Genomic DNA, 20,136 nt, shown 5'->3' with positions numbered 1-20,136 from the left:
AGTCGGACCCGCGCCGTGCGGAGTTGGACCGGTCAGCGGGCCAGCGCCGCGAGCAGGGGTTCGAGGTCCTTGGCACGGGCCGGGGTCGCGCCGAGCGACTCCTGGCGCGCCACGACGGCTGGTTCGACCCGCATCAGGGCCAGGCCGCGGCGGACCAGCGTCCACGGCGGCTTCCGGCGCTCGCGCAGGTCGCGCGCCAGCCGCCGGACGAACGTCACGAAGGGCCGGTGGTGCACGCAGTACGCACCCGCGAGCAGGCCTCGCTCGCGCAGGTCACCGATGATCTCTGCAGCGAAGATGCCCTCGGCGAGCACGAGGTCGTGGGCGCCGGCCTCGACGGTCGTCGAGTCGACGGCCCGGCTGGTCGAGATGTCGTAGACGGGGGTGCGGACCGACCCCGTCGTCACCAGGGTGGCCAGGGCGTCGACGGCGGCCGCGCGGTTCCACGAGTCGGGGTGGTCCCAGTCGACGATGCCGAGCTCGGCGCTGCGCGGCATGGCCGGGTCGTCCTCGTCGCGGTAGAAGTCGTCGAGGCGGACGATCGGCCACCCGTGCGCGGCGTGCAGGCGCTGGGCGAGGCGGGACTTGCCCGCCCCGCTGGGTCCCGCGAGGACGACCACCCGGGCGGCGGTGTGGTCGCCGGGGTGGTCGGCCGTCAAGGTCAGCGACCCTTGGGGTGCCAGACGGTCTTGGTCTCGAGGAACGCCGTCATCCGCGCCATGTCCGGGGTGCGGGTCCAGTCGGGCTCGACCGCGTCGGTGCCCTCGCCCGCAGGGCGGACCACGCGCTTGAGGTTCTCGGCGGCGGCGAGCTCCAGGTCGCCCCAGACGACACCCTCGGCCTCGGCCGCGCCGGCCAGGTCGATGGCGTTGACGTCGCGGTGCGAGGCGATCCACGGTGCGACCTCGGCGGTCCGCCCGGTGATCAGGTTGACCACACCACCGGGGACGTCGGAGGTGGCCAGCGCCTCCGAGAGCGTGATCGCCGGCAGCGGACGCAGCTCGCTGGTGAGGACCACAGCGGTGTTGCCCGAGGCGATGACCGGCGCGACGACCGAGACGAGGCCGAGCAGCGAAGAACGTTGCGGCGCAAGGACACCCACGACACCGGTCGGCTCGGGGGCCGAGATGTCGAAGTACGGTCCGGCGACGGGGTTGAGCCCGCCGAGCACCTGTGCGAGCTTGTCGGTCCACCCGGCGTACCAGACCCAGCGGTCGATCGCGGCGTTGACCACGGTCTCGGCGCGACGCTCGGTGAGGCCCTCGCTCGCGCGCACCTCGGCGACGAACTGGGCGCGGCGGCCCTCCATGACCTCGGCGACGCGGTAGAGCACCTGGCCACGGTTGTAGGCGGTGGCCCCGGCCCACTTGGGGAAGGCCGCGCGGGCCGCGACGACGGCGTCACGGGCGTCCTTGCGCGAGCCCTGCGAGGCATTGGCGAGGAAGCGGCCACGGCCGTCGAGGACCTCGTAGGAGCGGCCGGACTCGGAGCGGGGGAACTTCCCGCCGATGTAGAGCTTGTAGGTCTTGCGCACGTCGACGCGGGCGTCGGTGGCAGTCCGCTGGTTGGTCGGCATCGCGGAGATCACCCGTTGCTTTCAGTCGTGACGTAGGCGGACAGGCCGTGGCGGCCACCCTCGCGGCCGTAGCCCGACTCCTTGTAGCCACCGAACGGGCTGGTCGGGTCGAACTTGTTGAAGGTGTTGGCCCAGACGACGCCGGCGCGGAGCTGGTCGGCCATCCAGAGGATGCGCGACCCCTTCTCGGTCCAGACGCCCGCGGACAGCCCGTAGGGCGTGTTGTTGGCCTTCGCGACCGCTTCCTGCGGCGTGCGGAAGGTCAGCACCGACAGGACCGGGCCGAAGATCTCCTCCTGGGCGATCCGGTGGCCCTGGCTGACACCGGTGAACACGGTGGGGCGGAACCAGAAGCCCTTGGCCGGCAGCTCGCAGCCGTTGTCCCAGCGCTCGGCGCCCTCGGCCTCGCCGGCGTCGGTGAGCTCGGTGATGCGGGTCAGCTGGGCCTTGGAGTTGATGGCGCCGACGTCGGTGTTCTTGTCGAGCGGGTCGCCCACGCGCAGCGTCTGCAGGCGGCGCTTGAGGCGGCGCTCCACGTCCTCGGCGATGTTCTCCTGCACGAGCAGGCGCGAACCGGCGCAGCAGACGTGGCCCTGGTTGAAGAAGATGCCGTTGACGATGCCCTCGACCGCCTGGTCGATGGCGGCGTCCTCGAAGATGATGTTGGCGGCCTTGCCCCCGAGCTCGAGGGTGGCCTTCTTGCGGGTGCCGGCGATGGAGCGGGCGATCATCTTGCCCACCCCGGTCGAACCCGTGAAGGCGAGCTTGTCGATGTCGGGGTGGTCGACGATGGCCTGGCCGGTGGCACCCGCGCCGGTGACGATGTTGACGACACCCGGGGGGAGGTCGGCCTGCTGCACGACGTCGGCGAACAGCAGCGCGGTCAGCGGCGTGGTCTCGGCGGGCTTGAGCACGACCGTGTTGCCGGTCGCGAGGGCCGGGGCGATCTTCCACGCGAGCATGAGCAGCGGGAAGTTCCACGGGATGACCTGGCCGACGACGCCGTGCGCGCGGGGGTTCGTGCCGAGGCCGGCGTACTCGAGCTTGTCGGCCCAGCCTGCGTGGTAGAAGAAGTGGGCCGCGGCGAGCGGGATGTCGACGTCCCTGCTCTCCTTGATCGGCTTGCCGTTGTCGAGGGTCTCGAGGACCGCGAACTCGCGGGCGCGCTCCTGCAGGATGCGCGCGATGCGGAAGAGGTATTTGCCGCGGTCGGCGCCGGACATCCGGCCCCATACCCCGTTGTAGGCACGGCGGGCGGCAGCGACGGCACGGTCGACGTCGGCGGCGCTGGCGTCGGTGACCTCGGAGAGGACCTCCTCCGTCGCCGGGTTGACGGTCTTGAAGGCGGAGCCGCCCTGGGACTCGGTGAACTCGCCGTTGATGAACAGCCCGTAGGAGGGGGCGAGGTCGACGACCGCCCTGCTCTCCGGGGCGGGTGCGTACTCGAACTTGGCCATGGTCTTCAGGTTCCTCGAATTCGCAGGTGTCAGTAGAGGCTGGGGGAGTCGTCGGTGACGTAGTCGGCGCCGGAGTAGGCACCGATCCGCATCCGCTGACGCTGCAGCAGCAGGTCGTTGAGCAGGCTGGACGCACCGAACCGGAACCAGAACGGGTCCAGCCAGTCGTCGCCCGCCATCTCGCTCACGGTGACGAGGAACTTGATGGCGTCCTTGCTCGTGCGGATGCCACCGGCCGGCTTCACGCCCACCATCTCACCGGTGAGGTCGCGCCAGTCGCGGACCGCCTCGAGCATGATCAGGGTGACGGGCAGGGTCGCCGCGGGCGACACCTTGCCGGTCGAGGTCTTGATGAAGTCGCCACCGGCGAGCATCGACAGCCACGAGGCGCGGCGGACGTTGTCGTAGGTCACGAGCTCGCCGGTCTCCATGATGACCTTGAGGCGCGCGCGGGTGCCGTCCTCGCGGACGCAGGCCTCGGACACCTGGGCGATCTCACGGAACACCCCGAGGTAGTCACCGGAGAGGAACGCGCCACGGTCGATGACCATGTCGATCTCGTCGGCACCAGCGGCGATCGCGTCACGCGTGTCGGCGAGCTTGACCGGCATGGACGCGCGACCGGAGGGGAAGGCGGTCGCGACGGCCGCGACGTTGATGGGCGCGTCGCCGAGGGCTTCGCGTGCGGTGGCCACCATGTCGCCGTAGACGCAGACTGCGGCCGGGCTCGGGGTGGACGGGTCGGTGGGGTCCGGGTGCAGCGCCTTGGCGGCGAGGCCGCGGACCTTGCCCTTGGTGTCGGCGCCCTCGAGCGTCGTCAGGTCGATCATGGAGATCGCCGTGTCGATGGCCCAGGCCTTCGACGTGGTCTTGATCGAGCGGGTGCCGAGACCGGCCGCGCGTCCCTCGCAGCCCACCTGGTCGACTCCGGGCAGGCCGTGCAGCCAGCTCGTGAGGGCCGCGTTGGTGAGGCGGGAGACACCGAGGAGGTCACGCGCCCGGGCGGTCGGGTCGACCGAGGGGGCGGACATTGTGGGGGTACTCACCGCACGAGTCTATCGGTGTCTACAGGGTGGTCGGTTCGCGCGGATTCGGTGGAGTCTCGGGTGTCCCTGGCCGGTGTCCCGAGGTGTGCCCCCGTTGGTCCTGCGGTGACTCGCGAGGCTCTTGGTTCTGAAGCGAAAGATGTTGCGTATCAAGGACTTTCGCGGGGAGGGACTGTCAGACCCCGTTGGTAGTTTTGTCCCATGGGTGAGGGAGCGCCGTTCTCGGAGCGCGAGTCAGCGGTGGCGCAGGCGTGCGCTGTCCTGACCGGCACCGAGGACGCCCTGTGGGCCGCGAGCGGTGCCGACCTGGGCCGGTTCATGTCCGAGCTCGACGAGCTGGCCGCCCGCGTCGACGCAGCCCGCGTGGAGGTGCTCAGTGAGGCGGTCGACCGTGGTGAGGCCGGCGCGGGGCGCTCCGGGGCGAGTGCCTGGCTGCTCGACCACTCTCCGTCGTTGCGCGCCGGTGGCTCGGCCCGCGTCGTGCGGCTCGCCGAGGCCGCCCACGACGACCGGTATGGCGCGTTGCTGGCGGCCGTCCGCGAGGCGCGAGTGCCGCTGGTCACCGCGACCGTCGTCGTCGACGAGTTCGAGCGGCTCGCGTCCAGGCTCGCTCCCGGTGCTGCTGGGCCGGTGCTCGACGGGCTCGTCGAGGTCGCGTCGTGGGGCAGGCCCAAGGACGTGCGTGGCCTCCGCGACCGGCTGGTCGCGAAGTACGGCGCGGTCGGCGAGCTCCAATTGGAGCAGGACCGGGCCTGCGAGCGACGATCGTTGTCCCAGCCGTTCGCCGACGGCACCGGGTTGTTCGAGTACACGATGGTCGTCGATGCCGAGGCCAAGACGGTCATCGAGGCTGCCGTGCAGGGGCTGTCCGCGCCGCGACCGGCTGAGGGCGAGCCCGACCGCCGCCCGTCGGGTCAGCGGCGCATGGACGCCCTGCTCGAGGTCGTGCGACGAGGTGTCGCCTCGGCCGACGGCGTGAGCACCACCCCCAAGGCCGAGGTGTTCGTGACCGTCTCCCTCGACGACCTCGTGGCCCGGTCGAACGCCGCCACGGTGTTCGGCTCGGGGGAGGCCGGCGCGCTGATCGGTCCGGAGACCGCCCGTCGCATCGCCTGTGACGCCGGGATCGTGCCGGTCGTCCTCGGCAAGGACGGCGAGGTCCTCGACCTGGGGCGCCGGTTCCGGCTGTTCACCAGCGCCCAGCTGCGAGCCCTGTGGCTCCGCGACGGCGGGTGCACGTTCCCCGACTGCACGGTGCCGGCGTCCTGGTGCGACGGCCACCACCTGAGGCACTGGGTCGACGGAGGCGCCACCGATCTGGGCAACGCAGCGTTGCTGTGCGGGCGGCACCACACGGTCGTGCACCGCAAGGGCTACCTCGGGGAGCTCGTCGAGGGCGGGGTCCGGTGGACGCTCGTCCCCGGTTCGTACGACCACTGGCTGGCTGGACAGGCGGCCGCAGGGTCCTCGCTGGGTCGAGGCGACCGTGCGGTGCACGGTGCCGGAGCGGGTGCGGGGCCGGGGGTTCGCACCTACACCGTGTGGGGCGAGCTGGCGACGACCGCCGTCGCGCCACCCCCGGCGCCACCCTGGCGACCATGACCGCGCCCCACAGCCCGCCCCCTCTGGCGGGCGCCGCGGCATGCCCGTGGATCGACGCGTGGGCTGACGCGCCCGGGGTCGTGGAAGGCGTGGGAACGCATCGCTAGGGTCTGGCCGTGACCGCGCGACCTGAGATCGTCTGCCTCTGCGGATCGGCGCGGTTCGTGAACGAGATGCGCGCGGTGAACAGTGAGCTGACCTTGGCCGGGGTGATCGTCGTGGCGCCGAGCGAGGCGGACCAGTCACCCACTCCAGAACAGAAGGCTGTTCTCGACGCCCTCCACCGGCGCAAGATCGACCTGGCCGATCGTGTCCTGGTCGTCAACCCTGGCGGGTACGTCGGGGAGTCGACCCGACGGGAGATCGCTTACGCCCGTGCGGCTGGCAAACCGGTCTCGTTCACTCATCCCCTCTGACGGCCAAACGCCATCGCGGGCAAGGACGCGCTCATCGCGGCAAGAGCGGACGTTCGCTCTCACTTGACCAACGCTTGGGCCAGATGATGTTGCTGCCTTGGTTCACGGTCACCGTCAGCAACCACGGCGGGGGCCGCCGATTCGTCGTCCGACTTCCCGCCTGAACGAGGCGGTCCGGCAGAGGTTCGGGTTCTCAGCCGGATGCTTCGAGGATGCCCTTGAGCCTGGCCAGGTCCTTGGTCGTGGCGCGCGTCATGGCGCGCTTCACCATCGGCTCGCTGATCTTGGCAAAGCCTGACGGGGAGCCCTGGTTGCGCAGCGTCATCCGCGTCGCTCCCTCGTGCACCGGCTCCCACTCGTACGTGGTCTCCATCGGGAACGGGCCATCAGCAGTGCGCATCACCAGCCTGCGCCCAGGCACGAGCTCGACGACCTCGTAGGTGTAGGCGAGTCGCCGCCCGAGGAAGTGGGCGACGAAGTCCATCCTCGACCCCACGGACAGGGGCTCTGGTGTCAGCCAGTGCACAGACGCGATGTTGGCGTACCACTCCGGAGCCCTACCCGGGTCACCGGCGAAGGCCGCTACCTCCGCGGAGGCTCGCTCGATCGTGCATTCCACCCTCACATCAACGCTCACCAGCGCATCATCTCCCAACAGCAACGCCTCCATGGGACAGAGGGTCTGCATGTGCCGGACGCTGGTGGCTCGAGATCACGAGGTGCAGGTCTGACATCCAGCGCACTCGGTCGGCGCCTGTAGGACCAGCCACCGAACCGCGCCCGACGTGGGCTCCCTCTAGGCGCTGGCAACCCCTGGGTCGAGAGCGTGCGCCAGTGAGCGCAACCCGTCCCTGATGCGGGTCTTCGCGGTGCTGTGCGGAATGCCCAGGTGCGAAGCAACTTCGGTGTATGTCAGGCCGTGGAAGTACGCGAGCTGGACGGCCGTGCGCTGCTTCATCGTGAGCGCTGCCAGGGCACCTCGGACTCTGGCGGCTTCGAAGGAGGAGTGTGCCGACTCGGCGGTTGAATCGAATGGTGCCGGCGTCACCTTCCGTGTCCACACGTCGTCACGGGTGCGGCTCGCGCTGACACTGCGGACCCGGTCCACTGCGCGGCGGTGCGCAATGGTGAGGATCCAGCCGGCTGCGCTGCCCCGCGACGGTTCGTACCGGCCGGCCTCGGCCCACACGTAAGCGAAGACGTCCTGGGTGACCTCCTCGGCGAGTGCGTGCTGGACCACGACGCGCAGCACGAGCCCGAACACGCGCGGCACCGTCGCGGCGTAGATCTGCTCGAACGCGGCCTCGTCCCCGGATGCGCAGCGGACCAGCAGGTCGCCCAACGACTGCGCGTCGTCGCCCTCGCCGTTCCAGTCATCGAGTGGCGCGCTGTGCGCGGTCACGACGTTCGCACCGACATCCGCATCACCAGGTCGTGCAGGTCGTCGCGCAGCCCGGTCAGCTCATCGCCGCACAATCCGGTCTGCTCGACGACGTTCAGCTGCGCCCGCGACGCGCCCAGCTCGACGGCAGCGCCCTTGGGTGTGAGGCGAACTCGACGGGTTCGCGCATCGTCCGGGTCCAGGTCGCGCACGACGAGCCCAGCTTCCTCGAGGCGCCCCAGGATGGGGCTGACCGCGGCCGGCGACAGCTGCAACCGGTCGGCAATCTCATGGGCCGGTTGGTCATCGGACTCCCAAAGCACGAGCATCACCAGATACTGCGGATACGTCAGCCCGACGGCTTCCAGCAGAGGTCGGTACGCGCGGGTCACCTGGTTCGTCGCGGCGTACAACGCGAAGCACAGCTGGTCGTTCAGTCGCAGATTGCTGGACGTGGTCATTGGCACTCCCTTGTCGGCCATCGGCAACATAGTTCACGCGTGAACTATCCGCACGGTGGGCAGCGCCCGGTGACAACACTCTGACCGAACAGGTGACACGACAAGGGCTGCCGCTCCCCGTTCGAAGACCGCCTAATCCGCTCGCTCACGCAAGGACGACCCGAGCACTGCGGGCCTGTGCACCGCCGGGTTGACCCTCGCAAAACCCTTCGACTCCCGCCTGGGCATTGCATCAACTACTGGCAAAGGACCCCCATCCCGCTGCAACGGCCACAGAGGCCCCGAGGACCACACGGGTCCACACCTTCATCGACCAGTTTTCGGAACCACCCCCGGCAGGTACCTCACCACCCACGGGCATCGCCGCTTGCCTGTGGATCAGCAGTCGTACTCATCTCGGCATGGTCGAGCGGATCGCGGCATGAGCGGACGTTCGTTCAGTCGGCTCGGGTCTCGGGCTCGATAGGCCGCCATCCGGGGTGATAGCTGGGATGGTCGGCGTAGACGGCAACCGCAATGCGCAACGTCTGACACGGGTAGGGCTTTTGGCAGGTGACGCACTCGACGATCGGGGGACGTCGGTCGGCTGAAGTTGGCACGTAGTCGTCGTGAGTGAAGAGGACCTCGCGCTTCAGTGAGGCTTCGGCGAGCAGGCGCCATCCAGTCATAGCAACGCGACCATCAACATGCGCGGTGAGGCGCGAGTCCTGGAGCGGCGCAGCTGCGATCGCAGCCTTGGCGATCGCCTCGTCCTGCAGGATGCGTTCTTCGAAAAATTGATCAAGGTGCACGGCATCATGTTCTCGCAGCTGCGTCCCGCCCTTCGCAGACCGCGGAATGAGCCCGCACTGGCTAGAGCCCGCCGTCAGGACGGAACCAGGACCCACCCGGCGTACTGAAACGCTTTCGCAATGTTGTCCATCACCTGTATGCGTCCCCGTTGCGGTGAATCTGGGATGCTGCCTGAGTAGACGGTCACAGTGGTGCCAGAGCCGGTCATGGGCTCAGTGTCGACCCGCAGTTCGCCGCCTGCGTCCTTGTACGTCAGGGCACTCCTGCCGTTCAGGCGCACGCTGAACCCCTCGGATGACACGATCTCCCCGCGCCACGTCTTACGGAACGTCTCAGCCACGAAGGCATGGTGCCATCGGTTGCTGGAGTCGAATGCCCGGTTACGGCTCATCGGCAGATGCTGAAACTCGCTTGGCCCTCGCATGGCCGCGGAGAGGCGGGACGTCAGACCTGCGTGAGCTCCTCCATCGCGGTGCGGATCGCGGCCAGCCTCGCCGCAGCGGCCTTGCGGGCGGTGACCAGGTCGGTGGACACCGGCTCGATGACCTCGAGGTAGACCTTGAGCTTCGGCTCGGTGCCGGACGGGCGCACGATGATCCGCGAGTCGTCCTCGAGGAGGTAGCGCAGGCCGTCGGTGGGCGGCAGCGTGTCGCTGCCGAGGGCCAGGTCGTCGGTGCGGGACACCGCGAGCCCGGCCACCTCGGTGGGTGACTGCTCGCGCAGGCGGGTCATCACGGTGCCGATGAGCGACAGGTCGGCGACCCGCACCGAGAACGAGTCCGTGGCATGCACGCCGTGCTCCACCGCGAGGTCGTCGAGGACGTCCTGCAGGGTGCGGCCCTGCGCCTTGACCGTCGCAGCCAGCTCGGCCATGAGGAGCGCGGCGCTGACGCCGTCCTTGTCGCGGACGACTCCGGGGTCGACGCAGTAGCCGAGAGCCTCCTCGTAGCCGTACCGCAGGCCCTCGACGCGGGCGATCCACTTGAACCCGGTGAGCGTCTCCTCGTGGCGGATCCCGGCCTTCGCAGCCATGGCGGCGAGCAGCCGCGAGGACACGATCGAGTTGGCGAACACGGCATCGGCGTCGACGCCGCGGGCGAGGACGTGGGCGCCCAGCAGCGCTCCGACCTCGTCGCCTCGCAGCATCCGCCAGTCGGTGCCGCCGTCGTTCTCGCCACCCTGGACCGTGAACGGGACGGCGACCGCGCAGCGGTCGGCGTCCGGGTCGTTGGCCAGCACGATGTCGGGTCCGATCTCGCGCGCCAGCGCCAGCGCGGCGTCGATGGCGCCCGGCTCCTCGGGGTTCGGGAAGGACACGGTGGGGAACGCGGCGTCCGGGTGCTGCTGGCTCTCGACCGGCACGGGTGAGGGGAACCCGGCGCGCTCGAACACGCGCAGCAGGGTGTCGCTGCCCACGCCGTGCAGGGCGGTGTGGACGATGTCGATGTCGCGGGGGCTGTCCGGAGCGACGACACCGGCCGTCGCGTCGACGTAGTCCTCGAGGACGTCGTTCCCGAGGGTCTCCCAGCCGTCGTCGGCCAGCGGCACGTCGGCCACCGCCGCGACGCGGGCGATCTGACCGGCGATGCGGGCGTCGGCGGGCGGGACGATCTGCGAACCGTCGCCGAGGTAGACCTTGTACCCGTTGTCCTGGGGCGGGTTGTGGCTCGCCGTCACCATGACACCAGCGTCGGCACCGAGGTGACGGATCGCGAACGCCAGCACCGGTGTCGGCATCGTGTGGGGGAGTACCGCGGCCCGACCGCCCGCGCCGACGGTGACGGCCGCGGTGTCGCGGGCGAACACGTCGGAGTTGGTGCGGGCGTCGTACCCGACGACGACGAAGGGCTCCGGCTCCGACTGCTTGAGGTATGCCACGAGGCCGGCTGCCGCACGGATGACCACCGAGCGGTTCATCCGGTTGGGGCCGGCACCGATGGCGCCGCGCAGGCCGGCGGTCCCGAACTCGAGCATCCCGGAGAACCGGTCCTCGAGGTCCGCGACGGCGGACTCGTCACCGTTCTTGGCCCGGGCGAGGACCTGGCCGAGCTCGACCCGGGTCTCGTGGTCGGGATCGTCGTCCACCCACTCCTGGGCGGCGTCGATGAGCTCCTGCGCGTGGCCGTCGAGGGGAGGGGCGCCTTCGGAGCCGTGCCGGGCGGCATACGTCATGACGCTGGTCCTTTCAGAGGGAGGCGACGACGGCCGCGAGGAGGCGGCCACAGCGCTCGGCAGCGGCCTGGCCGGCCTCGAGGACCTCGTCGTGCGACAGCGGCTGGTCGCTGATCCCGGCGGCGAGGTTGGTCACCAACGAGATCCCGAGGACCTCGAGGCCGGCCTGCCGGGCCGCGATCGCCTCGAGGGTGGTGGACATGCCGACGAGGTCACCCCCGAGCACCTTGGCCATCTGCACCTCGGCCGGGGTCTCGTAGTGGGGACCGCGGAACTGGACGTACACGCCCTCGTCGAGGTCGGCGTCGACGCTGCGGGCGATGTCGCGCAGTCGGGGGGAGTAGAGGTCGGTGAGGTCGACGAAGTTGGCGCCCTCGATGGGGGAGTGCGCGGTGAGGTTGATGTGGTCGCGGATGAGGACCGGGGTGCCGGGGGCCCACGCGGGGTTGAGGCCACCGCAGCCGTTGGTCAGCACGATGGTCGAGCAGCCGGCGGCGGCGGCGGTGCGCACGGCGTGCACGACGGCGCGGACGCCCTTGCCCTCGTAGAAGTGGGTGCGCGTGCCGTAGACGAGGGCGCGGCGGCCGGTGTCACCGATGGCGACCGAGCGCATCGTGCCGCTGTGGCCGGCGACGGCGGCCTTGCCGAACCCGGGGACGTCGGCGTTGTCGATGGTCGCGAGGGTCTCGCCGATGAGGTCGCCGGTCTGGCCCCAGCCGGAGCCGAGGACCAGCGCGACGTCGTGGCGCTCGGCCCCCGTGCGCTCGGCGATCACCGCGGCAGCCGCACGGGCCACCTCGAACGGGTCGGTCGCCGGATCGGTCAGGTCGGGGGCGCCCGTGGCGGGGCGGCTCTGCTCAGTCACCGGGGAAGACTACCGAGGTCTGCGCAGGCGCGGTCCAGTGCCGTCCCTATGGTCCGGAAGGTGGTGCTCCTGCTGGTCAGCGGCGGTATGCGGTGTTCAGCCGTCGGTGCCCGCGACCGCGAGGGCGGGGTCGCCGGTGGGACGCAGGGTCACCGTGGCACCCGGGGCGAAGTCGGCGACGGACCCGCTGGGCACCTGCACGATGACCTGCTGCCCGGCTCCGCCCGGGTCGACGACGACGCGACCGTGGGCGCCGAGGAAGCTGGCGCTGAGCACCGTGCCCGGTCCGGCAGGGTCGAGGGCCACCGTGAGGTGCTCGGGGCGGACCAGCACGGTCGCGGCACCCTCGGGGGCGGACCCCGGCAGGAGGGGGATGATCGCTCCGAGCACGGTCGCGGTCGTCCCGTGCGACTGCCCGTGCAGCCGGTTGGTCACCCCCACGAAGTCGGCCACGAAGTCGTTGACCGGCCGCGAGTAGAGCTCCTCGGGGCTGGCGATCTGCTCGAGCCGGCCGCCACGCATCACGCCCACCCGGTCGGCCACGGCGAGGGCCTCCTCCTGGTCGTGGGTGACGAACAGGGTGGTGGTCCCGACCTCGAGCTGGATGCGACGGATCTCGTCGCGGAGCTGGACCCGGACCTTGGCGTCGAGGGCGGACAGCGGCTCGTCCAGGAGGAGCACCTGCGGCTCGATGGCCAGGGCGCGGGCGAGCGCCACGCGTTGCTGCTGACCGCCGGACATCTGGTGGGCGTACCGGTCGGCCTGGGTCGACAGGCCGACGAGCTCCAGCATCTCGGCGGCCCGGCTGCGACGCTGCTGGCCGGGCTGGCGCCGCAGCTGGAGCCCGAACTCGACGTTCTGGCGGGCGGTCATGTGGGGGAACAGGCTGTACGCCTGGAACACCATCCCGAGGTCGCGCTTGTTGGTCGGCACCCGCGTCAGGTCCCTGCCATCGACCTCGATCCGGCCCTCGTCGGGGTCCTCGAGGCCGGCTAGGCACCGCAGCGCGGTCGTCTTCCCGCAGCCCGACGGTCCCAGCAGGGCGACGAGCTCGCCGGGGGCGAGGCGCAGGGTGAGGTCGTCGAGCGCGTGGACGTCGCCGTAGCTGCGCCGCAGCCCGGTCAGCTCGACAGCCACTCCTCGCGCACCGCCGTCCGCAGACCTCCCTGGCTGGGTCGGGTGGGTGCTGGTGGAGGTCATGCGGTCTCCTTGCGGCGGCGCAGGCGGGTCAGGGGCGAGGCGCTGGAGCGCTGGCCACCGACGAAGGACATGGCGAACAGGATGACGAACGCGAACACGAGCGAGGCGAGGCCGACGGCGACGGAGATCTGGGCGTCGGACTTGCCGATGAGGTACATCGCGACCTGGAGGTTGGTGCGGCTGAACAGGTTGGCGATGGTGAACTCGCCCAGCGTCAGCGCCACCGCGAGGAACGACGCCGACAGCACTGCGGTCCGCAGGTTGGGCAGGATCACGCGCACCATCACGGTGCCCCAGCCGGCTCCGAGCGAGCGGGCCGCCTCGGACAGCGTCCGGACGTCGATCGCCCGCAGGCCTGCGTCGAGCGCGCGGTAGGCGTAGGGCAGGACGAGGACGACGTAGGCGAACGAGAGCCAGATCGCGTTGCCCCCGAGGAAGTAGGTGACCCACGCGTAGACCGGCGTCAGCCCGACGACGAGCACGATCGCCGGGACGGTGAGGGGCAGCAGGCAGATGAACTCGACCGTGCGGCCCAGTCCGGGCAGCCGCAGCCGCACCCAGGTCATGGTCGGGACGAGGAGGACGAGCATGACCACGACGGTGAGGACGGCCAGCCCGATGGAGGCGATGAACCCGGCCCGCAGATCCGGGTAGCGCGTGGAGATGGCCCCGAAGTCGGCCAGCGCAGACCACGTCGCCCCGGTGCGGTGGCCCTGGGCGTCGCGCGTCGTGAACTCGAGCATGCTGAACAACGGCAACCCGAAGAAGACCAGGCTGAGGCTGACGACGACCCACCGGAAGAGGTCCTGGCGACGCCTCATGGACGCCCGCTGGCCGCTCACCGGACCAACCACTTCGAGGCGCGGCGGTCGAGCACGGCATACGCGGTCATCACCACGGCGACCACGACCACCATCTCCAACGCCATCGCCTTGCCGACGTTCTCCTGGCCGAGGATCACCTCGGAGGTGAACGTGCCGCCGATCTGCAGGGGCAGCAGTGGCGAGCCCTGCGAGACCAGCGCGGCGGCGGTGGCGTACGCGGAGAAGGCGTTGGTGAAGAGCAGGAGCAGGGCGCCGATGAACGACGGCATCAGGATGGGCCCGGCGACCTTGCGCCAGTAGAGGAAGGTGCTCCCGCCGAGGGTCTCGGTGGCCTCGCGCCACTGGGGGCGCAGGCCCTCCACGGCGGGCAGGAACACGATGAGCATGAGTGGCACCTGGAAGTACAGGTAGACGAGCATCAGGCCCTTGTCCCACTCGTAGAGCCACAGCCCGCCACCGCCGGTGCCGAGGAGCCGGGTGAGGAACCCCTGGGCCGAGAAGGTCGCGAGGAACGCGAAGGCCAGGATGACGCCGCCGAACTGGGCGAGGACGCCGCACAGGGAGGTGACGAACCGCTTGAGCACACCGTTGGGGGGAGCGGTGGACACGGCATACGCGAGGACCGCGCCGAGCACCGCGCCGACGACCGCAGTGACGACGGAGAGCACCACCGAGTGCCACAGGGCCGCGGTGACCGCCGGACCCCCGAGCGCGCGGATGTTGCCCAGGGTCGGGCGCCCACCGCTGACGAACGCCCCGATGACGACGACGAGCGCGGGGATGATGAGGAAGACGGTGACGTACGCGAAGAAGGGGACGACACCGAGGAGGGCGCCCGGTGGCCGGAAGCCACCGGACGCCCTGCGCGTCCGGACCTCAGCCAACCGCGTTGGCCCATTCCTTGGCGAGGTAGGCCTTGGCGGTGTCGGAGTCGGCAGCCGTGGGCACGACCGGGGTGCCGGTGACGGGCGGGAGGGCGGCAGCCGCGGTGGCGTCGAGCGTGCCGGCCTTCTTCATGTCATCGAACCGGACCGGGCGGGCACCACCCTTGAGCCAGAGGTTCTGGCCCTCGTCGGAGTAGAGGAACTCCTGCCACAGGCGGGCTGCGGCGGGGTGGGGCGCGTCCTTGCTGACGGCCTGGACGTAGTAGCCGGCGACCACGGCGTTGTCCGGGACGTAGACCTTCCAGGTCGGGACCTTGGCCGTCTGGGCGGCGTTGAGGTAGTCCCAGTCGATGACGACCGGCGTCTGGCCCGAGGCGATCGTCGCGGGCGTCGGGTCGACCGGGATGAAGTTGCCGGCCTTCTTGAGCTGCTTGAAGAAGTCGACGCCCTTGGTGACGTCGCCGGCGCTCCCGCCACTGGCGATCGAGGCCATCTGCACGCCGGCGAAGGCGGCACCGGCCTTGGTCGGGTCACCGTTGAGGGCGACCTTGCCCTTGTACGCGGGCTTGAGGAGGTCGGCGAAGGACGTCGGGGCTGGGACCTTGGAGGAGTCGTAACCGACGGACATGTAGCCGCCGTAGTCGTTGACCCAGAGGCCGTTGGCGTCCTTGAGGTCGGTCGGGACGCTGTCGAAGGTGGTGGTCTTGTACGGCGCGAACATCGTGGTGTTGGCCGTGGCGACCGCAGCACCGAGGTCGAACACGTCGGGGGCGCTGTCCTGGCCCTTGAGGCGGGTGGCGGCCGAGATCTCGTCCGCGCTGCTCGCATCGGGCTGGGCGCTGTTGACCTTGATGCCGTACTTGGTGCCGAACGCCGTGATGATCGCACCGTAGTTGGCCCAGTCCGGGGGGAGCGCGATGACGTTGAGCGTCCCCTCCTTCTTCGCGGCGGCGACGAGGGCGTCCATGCCGCCCAGCGCCTGCGCGGAGGTCGCGGTGGCGGCCGAGCCGCCCGAGCTGCCGGAGGAGCCGGACGAGTCCTTCGCGGGGGGCGAGCACGCGGCGACCGCGATCGAGGTGGCGGCGGCAACGACGGCCAGCCAAGCCGTGCTGCGGGTACGAGCGGTCATGTTTCCATCCTGGAGTTGTAGCCCGGCCTGCGGGCGTGAAGTCTGCCGAGCGGAACCTAGTCCGCCTTTCCGGACCATACGGCCACGACGGCGTTGCGGGAAGGTGTCCGGCGCATGACGACCCGACGCGAGCACGGTCGCCAGGTGCGGGGATGGTTGGATGGGCGCGTGAACTCGCGTCAGTCCTCGGTCGTCATCCTCGGCGGCGGACCCGGCGGGTACGAGGCCGCCCTGGTCGCGGCCCACCTCGGTGCCGCCGTCACCGTCATCGACCGCGACGGCCTCGGTGGCGCCGCGGTCCTGACCGACTGCGTGCCCAGCAAGACCCTCATCTCGACGGCCGACTTCATGTCGCAGTTCGAGACGGCGTCCGACCTCGGGGTGCACCTCGAGGACCACGAGGGCGACGAGGTCGCGGACTCGGTCGCCGAGCTGAACGCCGTCAACCGGCGCGTCCTGGCCCTCGCCGCGGCCCAGTCCCGTGACATCGGTCGCCGGCTCGATGCCGACGGCATCACCGTCCTGCGCGGCACCGGGCGCCTGCTCTCGCCGTCGCAGGTGGAGGCGACCCTGGAGGACGGTTCGGTCCGCACCCTCGACGCCGAGGTGGTTCTGGTCTCCACCGGTGCGACGCCGCGGGTCATGGCCAGCGCCCAGCCCGACGGCGAGCGCATCCTCACCTGGCAGCAGATCTACTCCCTCCCCGAGCTCCCCGAGCACCTCGTCGTGGTCGGCTCCGGTGTGACCGGCGCCGAGCTCGCGCAGGCGTACCTCGGGCTGGGCTCGCGCGTCACCCTCGTCTCCTCCCGCGACCGGGTGCTCCCCGGCGAGGACGCGGATGCCGCCACCGTGATCGAGGACGTCTTCCGCAAGCGAGGCATGGAGGTCCTCGGGCGCTCGCGCATGGCCTCGGTCGCGCGCACCGACGACGGCGTCGTCGTCCGCCTCGAGGACGGCCGCGAGGTGACCGGTTCGCACGCGCTGCTGGCCGTCGGCTCCATCCCCCAGACCGCGGGCCTCGGGCTCGCGGAGGTCGGGGTCACGCTCACCGAGTCCGGTCACGTGAGCGTCGACCGGGTCTCCCGCACGTCCGTGCGCGGTGTGTATGCCGCGGGCGACTGCACCGGGGTCCTCCCGCTCGCGTCCGTGGCCGCCATGCAGGGGCGCATCGCCATGGCCCACGCGCTCGGCGACGCCGTTGCGCCGCTCAACCTGCGCGCCGTGTCGGCGAACATCTTCACCGACCCCGAGATCGCGACCGTCGGCTTCTCCCAGAAGGACCTCGACGACGGGACGGTCGACGCGACCGGGGTCATGCTGCCCCTCGCCACGAACCCGCGCGCGAAGATGCAGGGCATCACGGACGGGTTCGTGAAGCTGTTCGCCCGCAAGGGGGTCGGCACCGTGGTCGGTGGGGTCGTCGTGGCCCCCAAGGCCTCCGAGCTGATCTACCCCGTGACGCTGGCGGTGCAGCACGGACTGACCGTCGACCAGCTGGCCGGGACCTTCACGGTCTACCCGTCGCTCAGCGGCTCGGTGGCCGAGGCGGCCCGCCAGCTCCACCCGACCGACTGACCTGTCCCGGACGGTTCCGGGGGCGCCTCGTTTCCCGGAGTGCCTGCCCAGGGGGTTGTGGGTAGCGTCGTGCGCAGAAGAGCGTCGACCTCACGTCGACCTCGAGAGCGATGACCCAGATCCCCACCGAGAGAGGCAGTGCGATGGCTGGCTGGATGGACAAGGCGAAGGACTACATCAAGGGGAACCCCGAGCAGGCGGGTTCGGCGATCGAGAAGGTGGAGAGCCTGATCGACCAGCGGACCGGCGGCAAGTACGCCGACAAGATCGACAAGGGCGGTGACGTCCTGCGCGAGAAGCTGGGTCTGCCCAGCGACGGCGACACCCGCACGGTCCCCGCGGGCCAGGGCCCGACCGAGCAGTCCGGTCAGGCGCCGTCGGTCGACACGCCGGTGGGCTCGCCCACCGAGCACCAGCCGGGCGGCACGCCGACGGGCCAGCTGTCCGAGGAGCAGACCATGCCGGCGCCACCGGCGCCGCCGGAGACCACACCAGAGCCGGCTCCCGCACCGACACCGGAACCGCTGCCCACCCCCGAGCCGGCTCCCGCACCCGAGCCCGCGCCGAGCCCGGAGCCCGCGCCGAGTCCGGAGCCTGCGCCGGCCGGACCGGTGTCCAGCGGCGACCGTGACTCCGGCGCCACCGAGCCTGTCCAGGGTTCGGTGCCGAACCCGGAGCCCGGCACCAACGACCCGCAGCAGCCCGGCACCCTGTCCGAGGATTCCTTGGTCCCCGGGGACAACGAGCGGGTCGGGCAGCCCGGCGGCCCCATCGACCCGCAGCACCCGGCGGGAGACCACCCCACGTGGGGCACCCCCGGCGAGACGACGCCCGACGTCGGCCCCGACCGCGCCTGACGGCCGACACCGCGGCACACCGAAGTGACGAAAGGCCCTGTCCCACCGCGGGACAGGGCCTTTCGGCCGGTATGGCGCGGGGTCAGTCCTTGATCTCGGCGATGACGGCGCCGTTGGTCACCGTCTGACCGACCTCGGCCGCGAGGCCGGTGACGGTGCCTGCCTTGTGGGCGTTGATCGGCTGCTCCATCTTCATCGCCTCGAGGACCACGACGAGCTCGCCCTCGGCGACCTGCTGGCCCTCCTCGACCGCGATCTTGACGATCGTGCCCTGCATCGGCGCGGTGAGGGAGTCGCCCGAGGCGGCGGCGCCGGCCTTGGCGCCACCGGAGCGACGGGGGGCCTTCTTCTTCGTGCCGCCACCCCCGCCGAGCGAGAGTCCAACGGGGAGGACGACCTCGAGGCGCTTCCCGCCGACCTCGACGACGACGCTCTGGCGCTCGCCGGACTCCTCGGGGGCCTCGGGCGTCGCACCGGAGTAGGCCGGGATCTGGTTGTCGAACTCGGTCTCGATCCAGCGGGTGTGCACGGTGAACGCCGAGTCGTCCTCCGGGGCGAACGCCGGGTCGGACACGACCACGCGGTGGAACGGCAGGACGGTCGGCATCCCGTCGATGACGAACTCGGCCAGGGCCCGGCGTGAACGCTCGAGCGCCTGCCGGCGGTCACGGCCGGTGACGATGAGCTTGGCGAGCATCGAGTCGAACGCACCGCCGATGACGTCGCCCTCGACGACACCGGAGTCGAGCCGGACGCCGGGGCCCGACGGAGGCTGGAAGGTCGCGACCACGCCGGGGGCGGGCAGGAAGTTGCGCCCGGCGTCCTCGCCGTTGATGCGGAACTCGAACGAGTGGCCCACGGGCGTGGGGTCGTCGTAGCCGAGGACCTCGCCGTTGGCGATGCGGAACTGCTCGCGCACGAGGTCGATGCCGGTGACCTCCTCGCTCACGGGGTGCTCGACCTGGAGTCGGGTGTTGACCTCGAGGAAGGAGATCCGTCCGTCCTGGGCCACGAGGAACTCGCACGTCCCGGCGCCGGTGTAGCCGGCCTCGGACAGGATCGCCTTGGAGGCGCGGACGAGCTCGGCGTTCTGCTCGTCGGACAGGAACGGCGCGGGCGCCTCCTCGACGAGCTTCTGGTGCCGACGCTGCAGGGAGCAGTCGCGCGTGGAGACGACGACGACGTTGCCGTGCTGGTCGGCGAGGCACTGGGTCTCGACGTGGCGCGGCTTGTCGAGGTACTGCTCGACGAAGCACTCGCCGCGGCCGAAGGCTGCGACGGCCTCACGGGTCGCCGAGTCGAACAGCTCGGGGATCTCCTCCATGGTGCGGGCGACCTTGAGGCCGCGGCCGCCACCGCCGTACGCCGCCTTGATCGCGACGGGGAGGCCGTGCTCCTTCGCGAACGCCACGACCTCGTCGGCGCCCTCGACCGGGTCGGGGGTGCCCGCGACGAGCGGGGCGTCGGCCTTGGAGGCGATGTGGCGGGCCTTGACCTTGTCGCCGAGCGAGTCGATCGCCGACGGGGGAGGGCCGACCCAGGTCAGCCCGGCGTCGATGACGGCCTGGGCGAACGAGGCGTTCTCGGAGAGGAAGCCGTAGCCGGGGTGCACGGCGTCGGCCCCGGACTTGCGGGCCACCTCGAGGAGCTTCTCCTGCACGAGGTAGGAGTCGGCGGGGGTGGTCCCGCCCAAGGCCCACGCCTCGTCGGCGACCTTGACGTGCAGGGCGTCCCGGTCCGGGTCGGCGTACACGGCGACCGAGCCGAGTCCGCTGTCGGCACAGGCCCGGGCGATGCGCACGGCGATCTCACCACGGTTGGCGATGAGGACCTTCGAGATGGGGCGGGGGCTCGGCTTCGTCGTCGAGTCGGGAGAGGGCACCATGCGGCGGAGCCTAG

20 protein-coding genes are annotated in these 20,136 nt (G+C 70.9%); 4 read left to right on the top strand and 16 right to left on the bottom strand.

The window, feature by feature from the left end; all coding sequences use genetic code 11:
• Window positions 1-32: 32 nt before the first annotated feature.
• From ACYVKF_RS01685 to deoC, 4 genes are read right to left on the bottom strand one after another with little or no spacing between them, the layout of a single operon-like run.
• Window positions 33-659 (bottom strand): uridine kinase family protein, encoded by a 627-nt coding sequence (locus tag ACYVKF_RS01685; protein WP_056916762.1) that lies wholly within the window; start codon window positions 657-659, stop codon window positions 33-35.
• A gap of 2 nt (window positions 660-661) precedes the next feature.
• Window positions 662-1,576 carry an aldehyde dehydrogenase family protein gene (locus ACYVKF_RS01680; protein WP_460964391.1) on the bottom strand — a complete coding sequence of 305 codons (915 nt, stop codon included), beginning with the start codon at window positions 1,574-1,576 and terminating at the stop codon, window positions 662-664.
• 8 nt (window positions 1,577-1,584) lie between these two features.
• Window positions 1,585-3,033 (bottom strand): aldehyde dehydrogenase family protein, encoded by a 1,449-nt coding sequence (locus ACYVKF_RS01675; RefSeq protein WP_056916763.1) that lies wholly within the window; start codon window positions 3,031-3,033, stop codon window positions 1,585-1,587.
• A gap of 29 nt (window positions 3,034-3,062) precedes the next feature.
• Window positions 3,063-4,064: a deoxyribose-phosphate aldolase gene (gene deoC, locus ACYVKF_RS01670; protein ID WP_460964687.1), complete on the bottom strand. Its 1,002-nt coding sequence runs from the start codon at window positions 4,062-4,064 to the stop codon at window positions 3,063-3,065.
• Window positions 4,065-4,280: 216 nt separating this feature from the next.
• On the opposite strand from deoC, the gene ACYVKF_RS01665 reads away from it, so the two are divergent.
• Together ACYVKF_RS01665 and ACYVKF_RS01660 are read left to right on the top strand one after the other, a co-directional pair.
• A complete protein-coding gene (locus tag ACYVKF_RS01665; RefSeq protein WP_460964389.1) occupies window positions 4,281-5,681 on the top strand; it encodes an HNH endonuclease signature motif containing protein in 1,401 nt (466 codons plus the stop codon).
• Between the two features lie 116 nt (window positions 5,682-5,797).
• Entirely contained in the window at window positions 5,798-6,097 is a 300-nt protein-coding gene (locus tag ACYVKF_RS01660; protein WP_460964387.1) for a hypothetical protein, read from the top strand.
• 193 nt (window positions 6,098-6,290) lie between these two features.
• Here the strand turns inward: ACYVKF_RS01660 and ACYVKF_RS01655 are convergent, their stop codons facing one another.
• The 11 genes from ACYVKF_RS01655 to ACYVKF_RS01605 all read right to left on the bottom strand — a co-directional run bounded on the left by ACYVKF_RS01655 (window position 6,291) and on the right by ACYVKF_RS01605 (window position 15,805).
• Window positions 6,291-6,767, bottom strand: a complete 477-nt coding sequence (locus tag ACYVKF_RS01655) for an SRPBCC family protein (protein WP_460964385.1) — start codon at window positions 6,765-6,767, stop codon at window positions 6,291-6,293.
• A gap of 126 nt (window positions 6,768-6,893) precedes the next feature.
• The gene (locus ACYVKF_RS01650) at window positions 6,894-7,499 is read right to left on the bottom strand and encodes a sigma-70 family RNA polymerase sigma factor (RefSeq protein WP_460964383.1); all 606 of its coding nucleotides are present in this window, start codon (window positions 7,497-7,499) and stop codon (window positions 6,894-6,896) included.
• On the bottom strand, window positions 7,496-7,939 hold the full coding sequence (locus ACYVKF_RS01645; RefSeq protein ID WP_460964381.1) for a MarR family winged helix-turn-helix transcriptional regulator: 444 nt from the start codon (window positions 7,937-7,939) through the stop codon (window positions 7,496-7,498). Before ACYVKF_RS01645 ends, ACYVKF_RS01650 begins: the two co-directional genes overlap by 4 nt.
• A gap of 437 nt (window positions 7,940-8,376) precedes the next feature.
• The gene (locus ACYVKF_RS01640; RefSeq protein WP_460964379.1) at window positions 8,377-8,730 is read right to left on the bottom strand and encodes a DUF6221 family protein; all 354 of its coding nucleotides are present in this window, start codon (window positions 8,728-8,730) and stop codon (window positions 8,377-8,379) included.
• Window positions 8,731-8,804: 74 nt separating this feature from the next.
• Window positions 8,805-9,071: a hypothetical protein gene (locus tag ACYVKF_RS01635; protein WP_056916770.1), complete on the bottom strand. Its 267-nt coding sequence runs from the start codon at window positions 9,069-9,071 to the stop codon at window positions 8,805-8,807.
• 104 nt (window positions 9,072-9,175) lie between these two features.
• Window positions 9,176-10,903 carry a phospho-sugar mutase gene (locus tag ACYVKF_RS01630; protein WP_460964377.1) on the bottom strand — a complete coding sequence of 576 codons (1,728 nt, stop codon included), beginning with the start codon at window positions 10,901-10,903 and terminating at the stop codon, window positions 9,176-9,178.
• Window positions 10,904-10,916: 13 nt separating this feature from the next.
• On the bottom strand, window positions 10,917-11,768 hold the full coding sequence (locus ACYVKF_RS01625) for a purine-nucleoside phosphorylase (protein ID WP_460964375.1): 852 nt from the start codon (window positions 11,766-11,768) through the stop codon (window positions 10,917-10,919).
• Between the two features lie 96 nt (window positions 11,769-11,864).
• Window positions 11,865-12,968 carry an ABC transporter ATP-binding protein gene (locus tag ACYVKF_RS01620; protein WP_460964373.1) on the bottom strand — a complete coding sequence of 368 codons (1,104 nt, stop codon included), beginning with the start codon at window positions 12,966-12,968 and terminating at the stop codon, window positions 11,865-11,867.
• Window positions 12,965-13,789 carry an ABC transporter permease gene (locus tag ACYVKF_RS01615; protein ID WP_460964371.1) on the bottom strand — a complete coding sequence of 275 codons (825 nt, stop codon included), beginning with the start codon at window positions 13,787-13,789 and terminating at the stop codon, window positions 12,965-12,967. The genes ACYVKF_RS01620 and ACYVKF_RS01615 overlap by 4 nt, the downstream gene beginning before the upstream one ends.
• Before the next feature lie 17 nt (window positions 13,790-13,806).
• On the bottom strand, window positions 13,807-14,676 hold the full coding sequence (locus tag ACYVKF_RS01610) for an ABC transporter permease (protein WP_056916774.1): 870 nt from the start codon (window positions 14,674-14,676) through the stop codon (window positions 13,807-13,809).
• Window positions 14,669-15,805 (bottom strand): ABC transporter substrate-binding protein, encoded by a 1,137-nt coding sequence (locus ACYVKF_RS01605; protein ID WP_460964368.1) that lies wholly within the window; start codon window positions 15,803-15,805, stop codon window positions 14,669-14,671. The genes ACYVKF_RS01610 and ACYVKF_RS01605 overlap by 8 nt, the downstream gene beginning before the upstream one ends.
• 114 nt (window positions 15,806-15,919) lie before the next feature.
• On the opposite strand from ACYVKF_RS01605, the gene ACYVKF_RS01600 reads away from it, so the two are divergent.
• Window positions 15,920-17,380, top strand: coding sequence for an NAD(P)H-quinone dehydrogenase (locus ACYVKF_RS01600; RefSeq protein ID WP_082580868.1), 1,461 nt, complete (start codon window positions 15,920-15,922; stop codon window positions 17,378-17,380).
• Between the two features lie 143 nt (window positions 17,381-17,523).
• The gene (locus tag ACYVKF_RS01595; RefSeq protein WP_460964366.1) at window positions 17,524-18,237 is read left to right on the top strand and encodes an antitoxin; all 714 of its coding nucleotides are present in this window, start codon (window positions 17,524-17,526) and stop codon (window positions 18,235-18,237) included.
• 82 nt (window positions 18,238-18,319) lie between these two features.
• Here the strand turns inward: ACYVKF_RS01595 and ACYVKF_RS01590 are convergent, their stop codons facing one another.
• The gene (locus ACYVKF_RS01590; RefSeq protein WP_460964364.1) at window positions 18,320-20,122 is read right to left on the bottom strand and encodes an acetyl/propionyl/methylcrotonyl-CoA carboxylase subunit alpha; all 1,803 of its coding nucleotides are present in this window, start codon (window positions 20,120-20,122) and stop codon (window positions 18,320-18,322) included.
• Between the last annotated feature and the right edge of the window lie 14 nt (window positions 20,123-20,136).

It is taken from the genome of Pedococcus soli (genome assembly GCF_054782575.1).
Note: the sequence above shows the minus strand (reverse complement) of the source record. Positions and strands in the feature narration are given on the sequence as shown.

Bases quoted from the DNA above. Each gene is read 5' to 3' on its own strand.
- ACYVKF_RS01680 (WP_460964391.1), bottom strand. From the start codon at position 1,576: ATGCCGACCAACCAGCGGACTGCCACCGACGCCCGCGTCGACGTGCGC.
- ACYVKF_RS01675 (WP_056916763.1), bottom strand. From the start codon at position 3,033: ATGGCCAAGTTCGAGTACGCACCCGCCCCGGAGAGCAGGGCGGTCGTC.
- deoC (WP_460964687.1), bottom strand. From the start codon at position 4,064: ATGTCCGCCCCCTCGGTCGACCCGACCGCCCGGGCGCGTGACCTCCTC.
- ACYVKF_RS01665 (WP_460964389.1), top strand. From the start codon at position 4,281: ATGGGTGAGGGAGCGCCGTTCTCGGAGCGCGAGTCAGCGGTGGCGCAG.
- ACYVKF_RS01655 (WP_460964385.1), bottom strand. From the start codon at position 6,767: ATGGAGGCGTTGCTGTTGGGAGATGATGCGCTGGTGAGCGTTGATGTG.
- ACYVKF_RS01645 (WP_460964381.1), bottom strand. From the start codon at position 7,939: ATGACCACGTCCAGCAATCTGCGACTGAACGACCAGCTGTGCTTCGCG.
- ACYVKF_RS01630 (WP_460964377.1), bottom strand. From the start codon at position 10,903: ATGACGTATGCCGCCCGGCACGGCTCCGAAGGCGCCCCTCCCCTCGAC.
- ACYVKF_RS01620 (WP_460964373.1), bottom strand. From the start codon at position 12,968: ATGACCTCCACCAGCACCCACCCGACCCAGCCAGGGAGGTCTGCGGAC.
- ACYVKF_RS01615 (WP_460964371.1), bottom strand. From the start codon at position 13,789: ATGAGGCGTCGCCAGGACCTCTTCCGGTGGGTCGTCGTCAGCCTCAGC.
- ACYVKF_RS01605 (WP_460964368.1), bottom strand. From the start codon at position 15,805: ATGACCGCTCGTACCCGCAGCACGGCTTGGCTGGCCGTCGTTGCCGCC.
- ACYVKF_RS01600 (WP_082580868.1), top strand. From the start codon at position 15,920: ATGACGACCCGACGCGAGCACGGTCGCCAGGTGCGGGGATGGTTGGAT.
- ACYVKF_RS01595 (WP_460964366.1), top strand. From the start codon at position 17,524: ATGGCTGGCTGGATGGACAAGGCGAAGGACTACATCAAGGGGAACCCC.
- ACYVKF_RS01590 (WP_460964364.1), bottom strand. From the start codon at position 20,122: ATGGTGCCCTCTCCCGACTCGACGACGAAGCCGAGCCCCCGCCCCATC.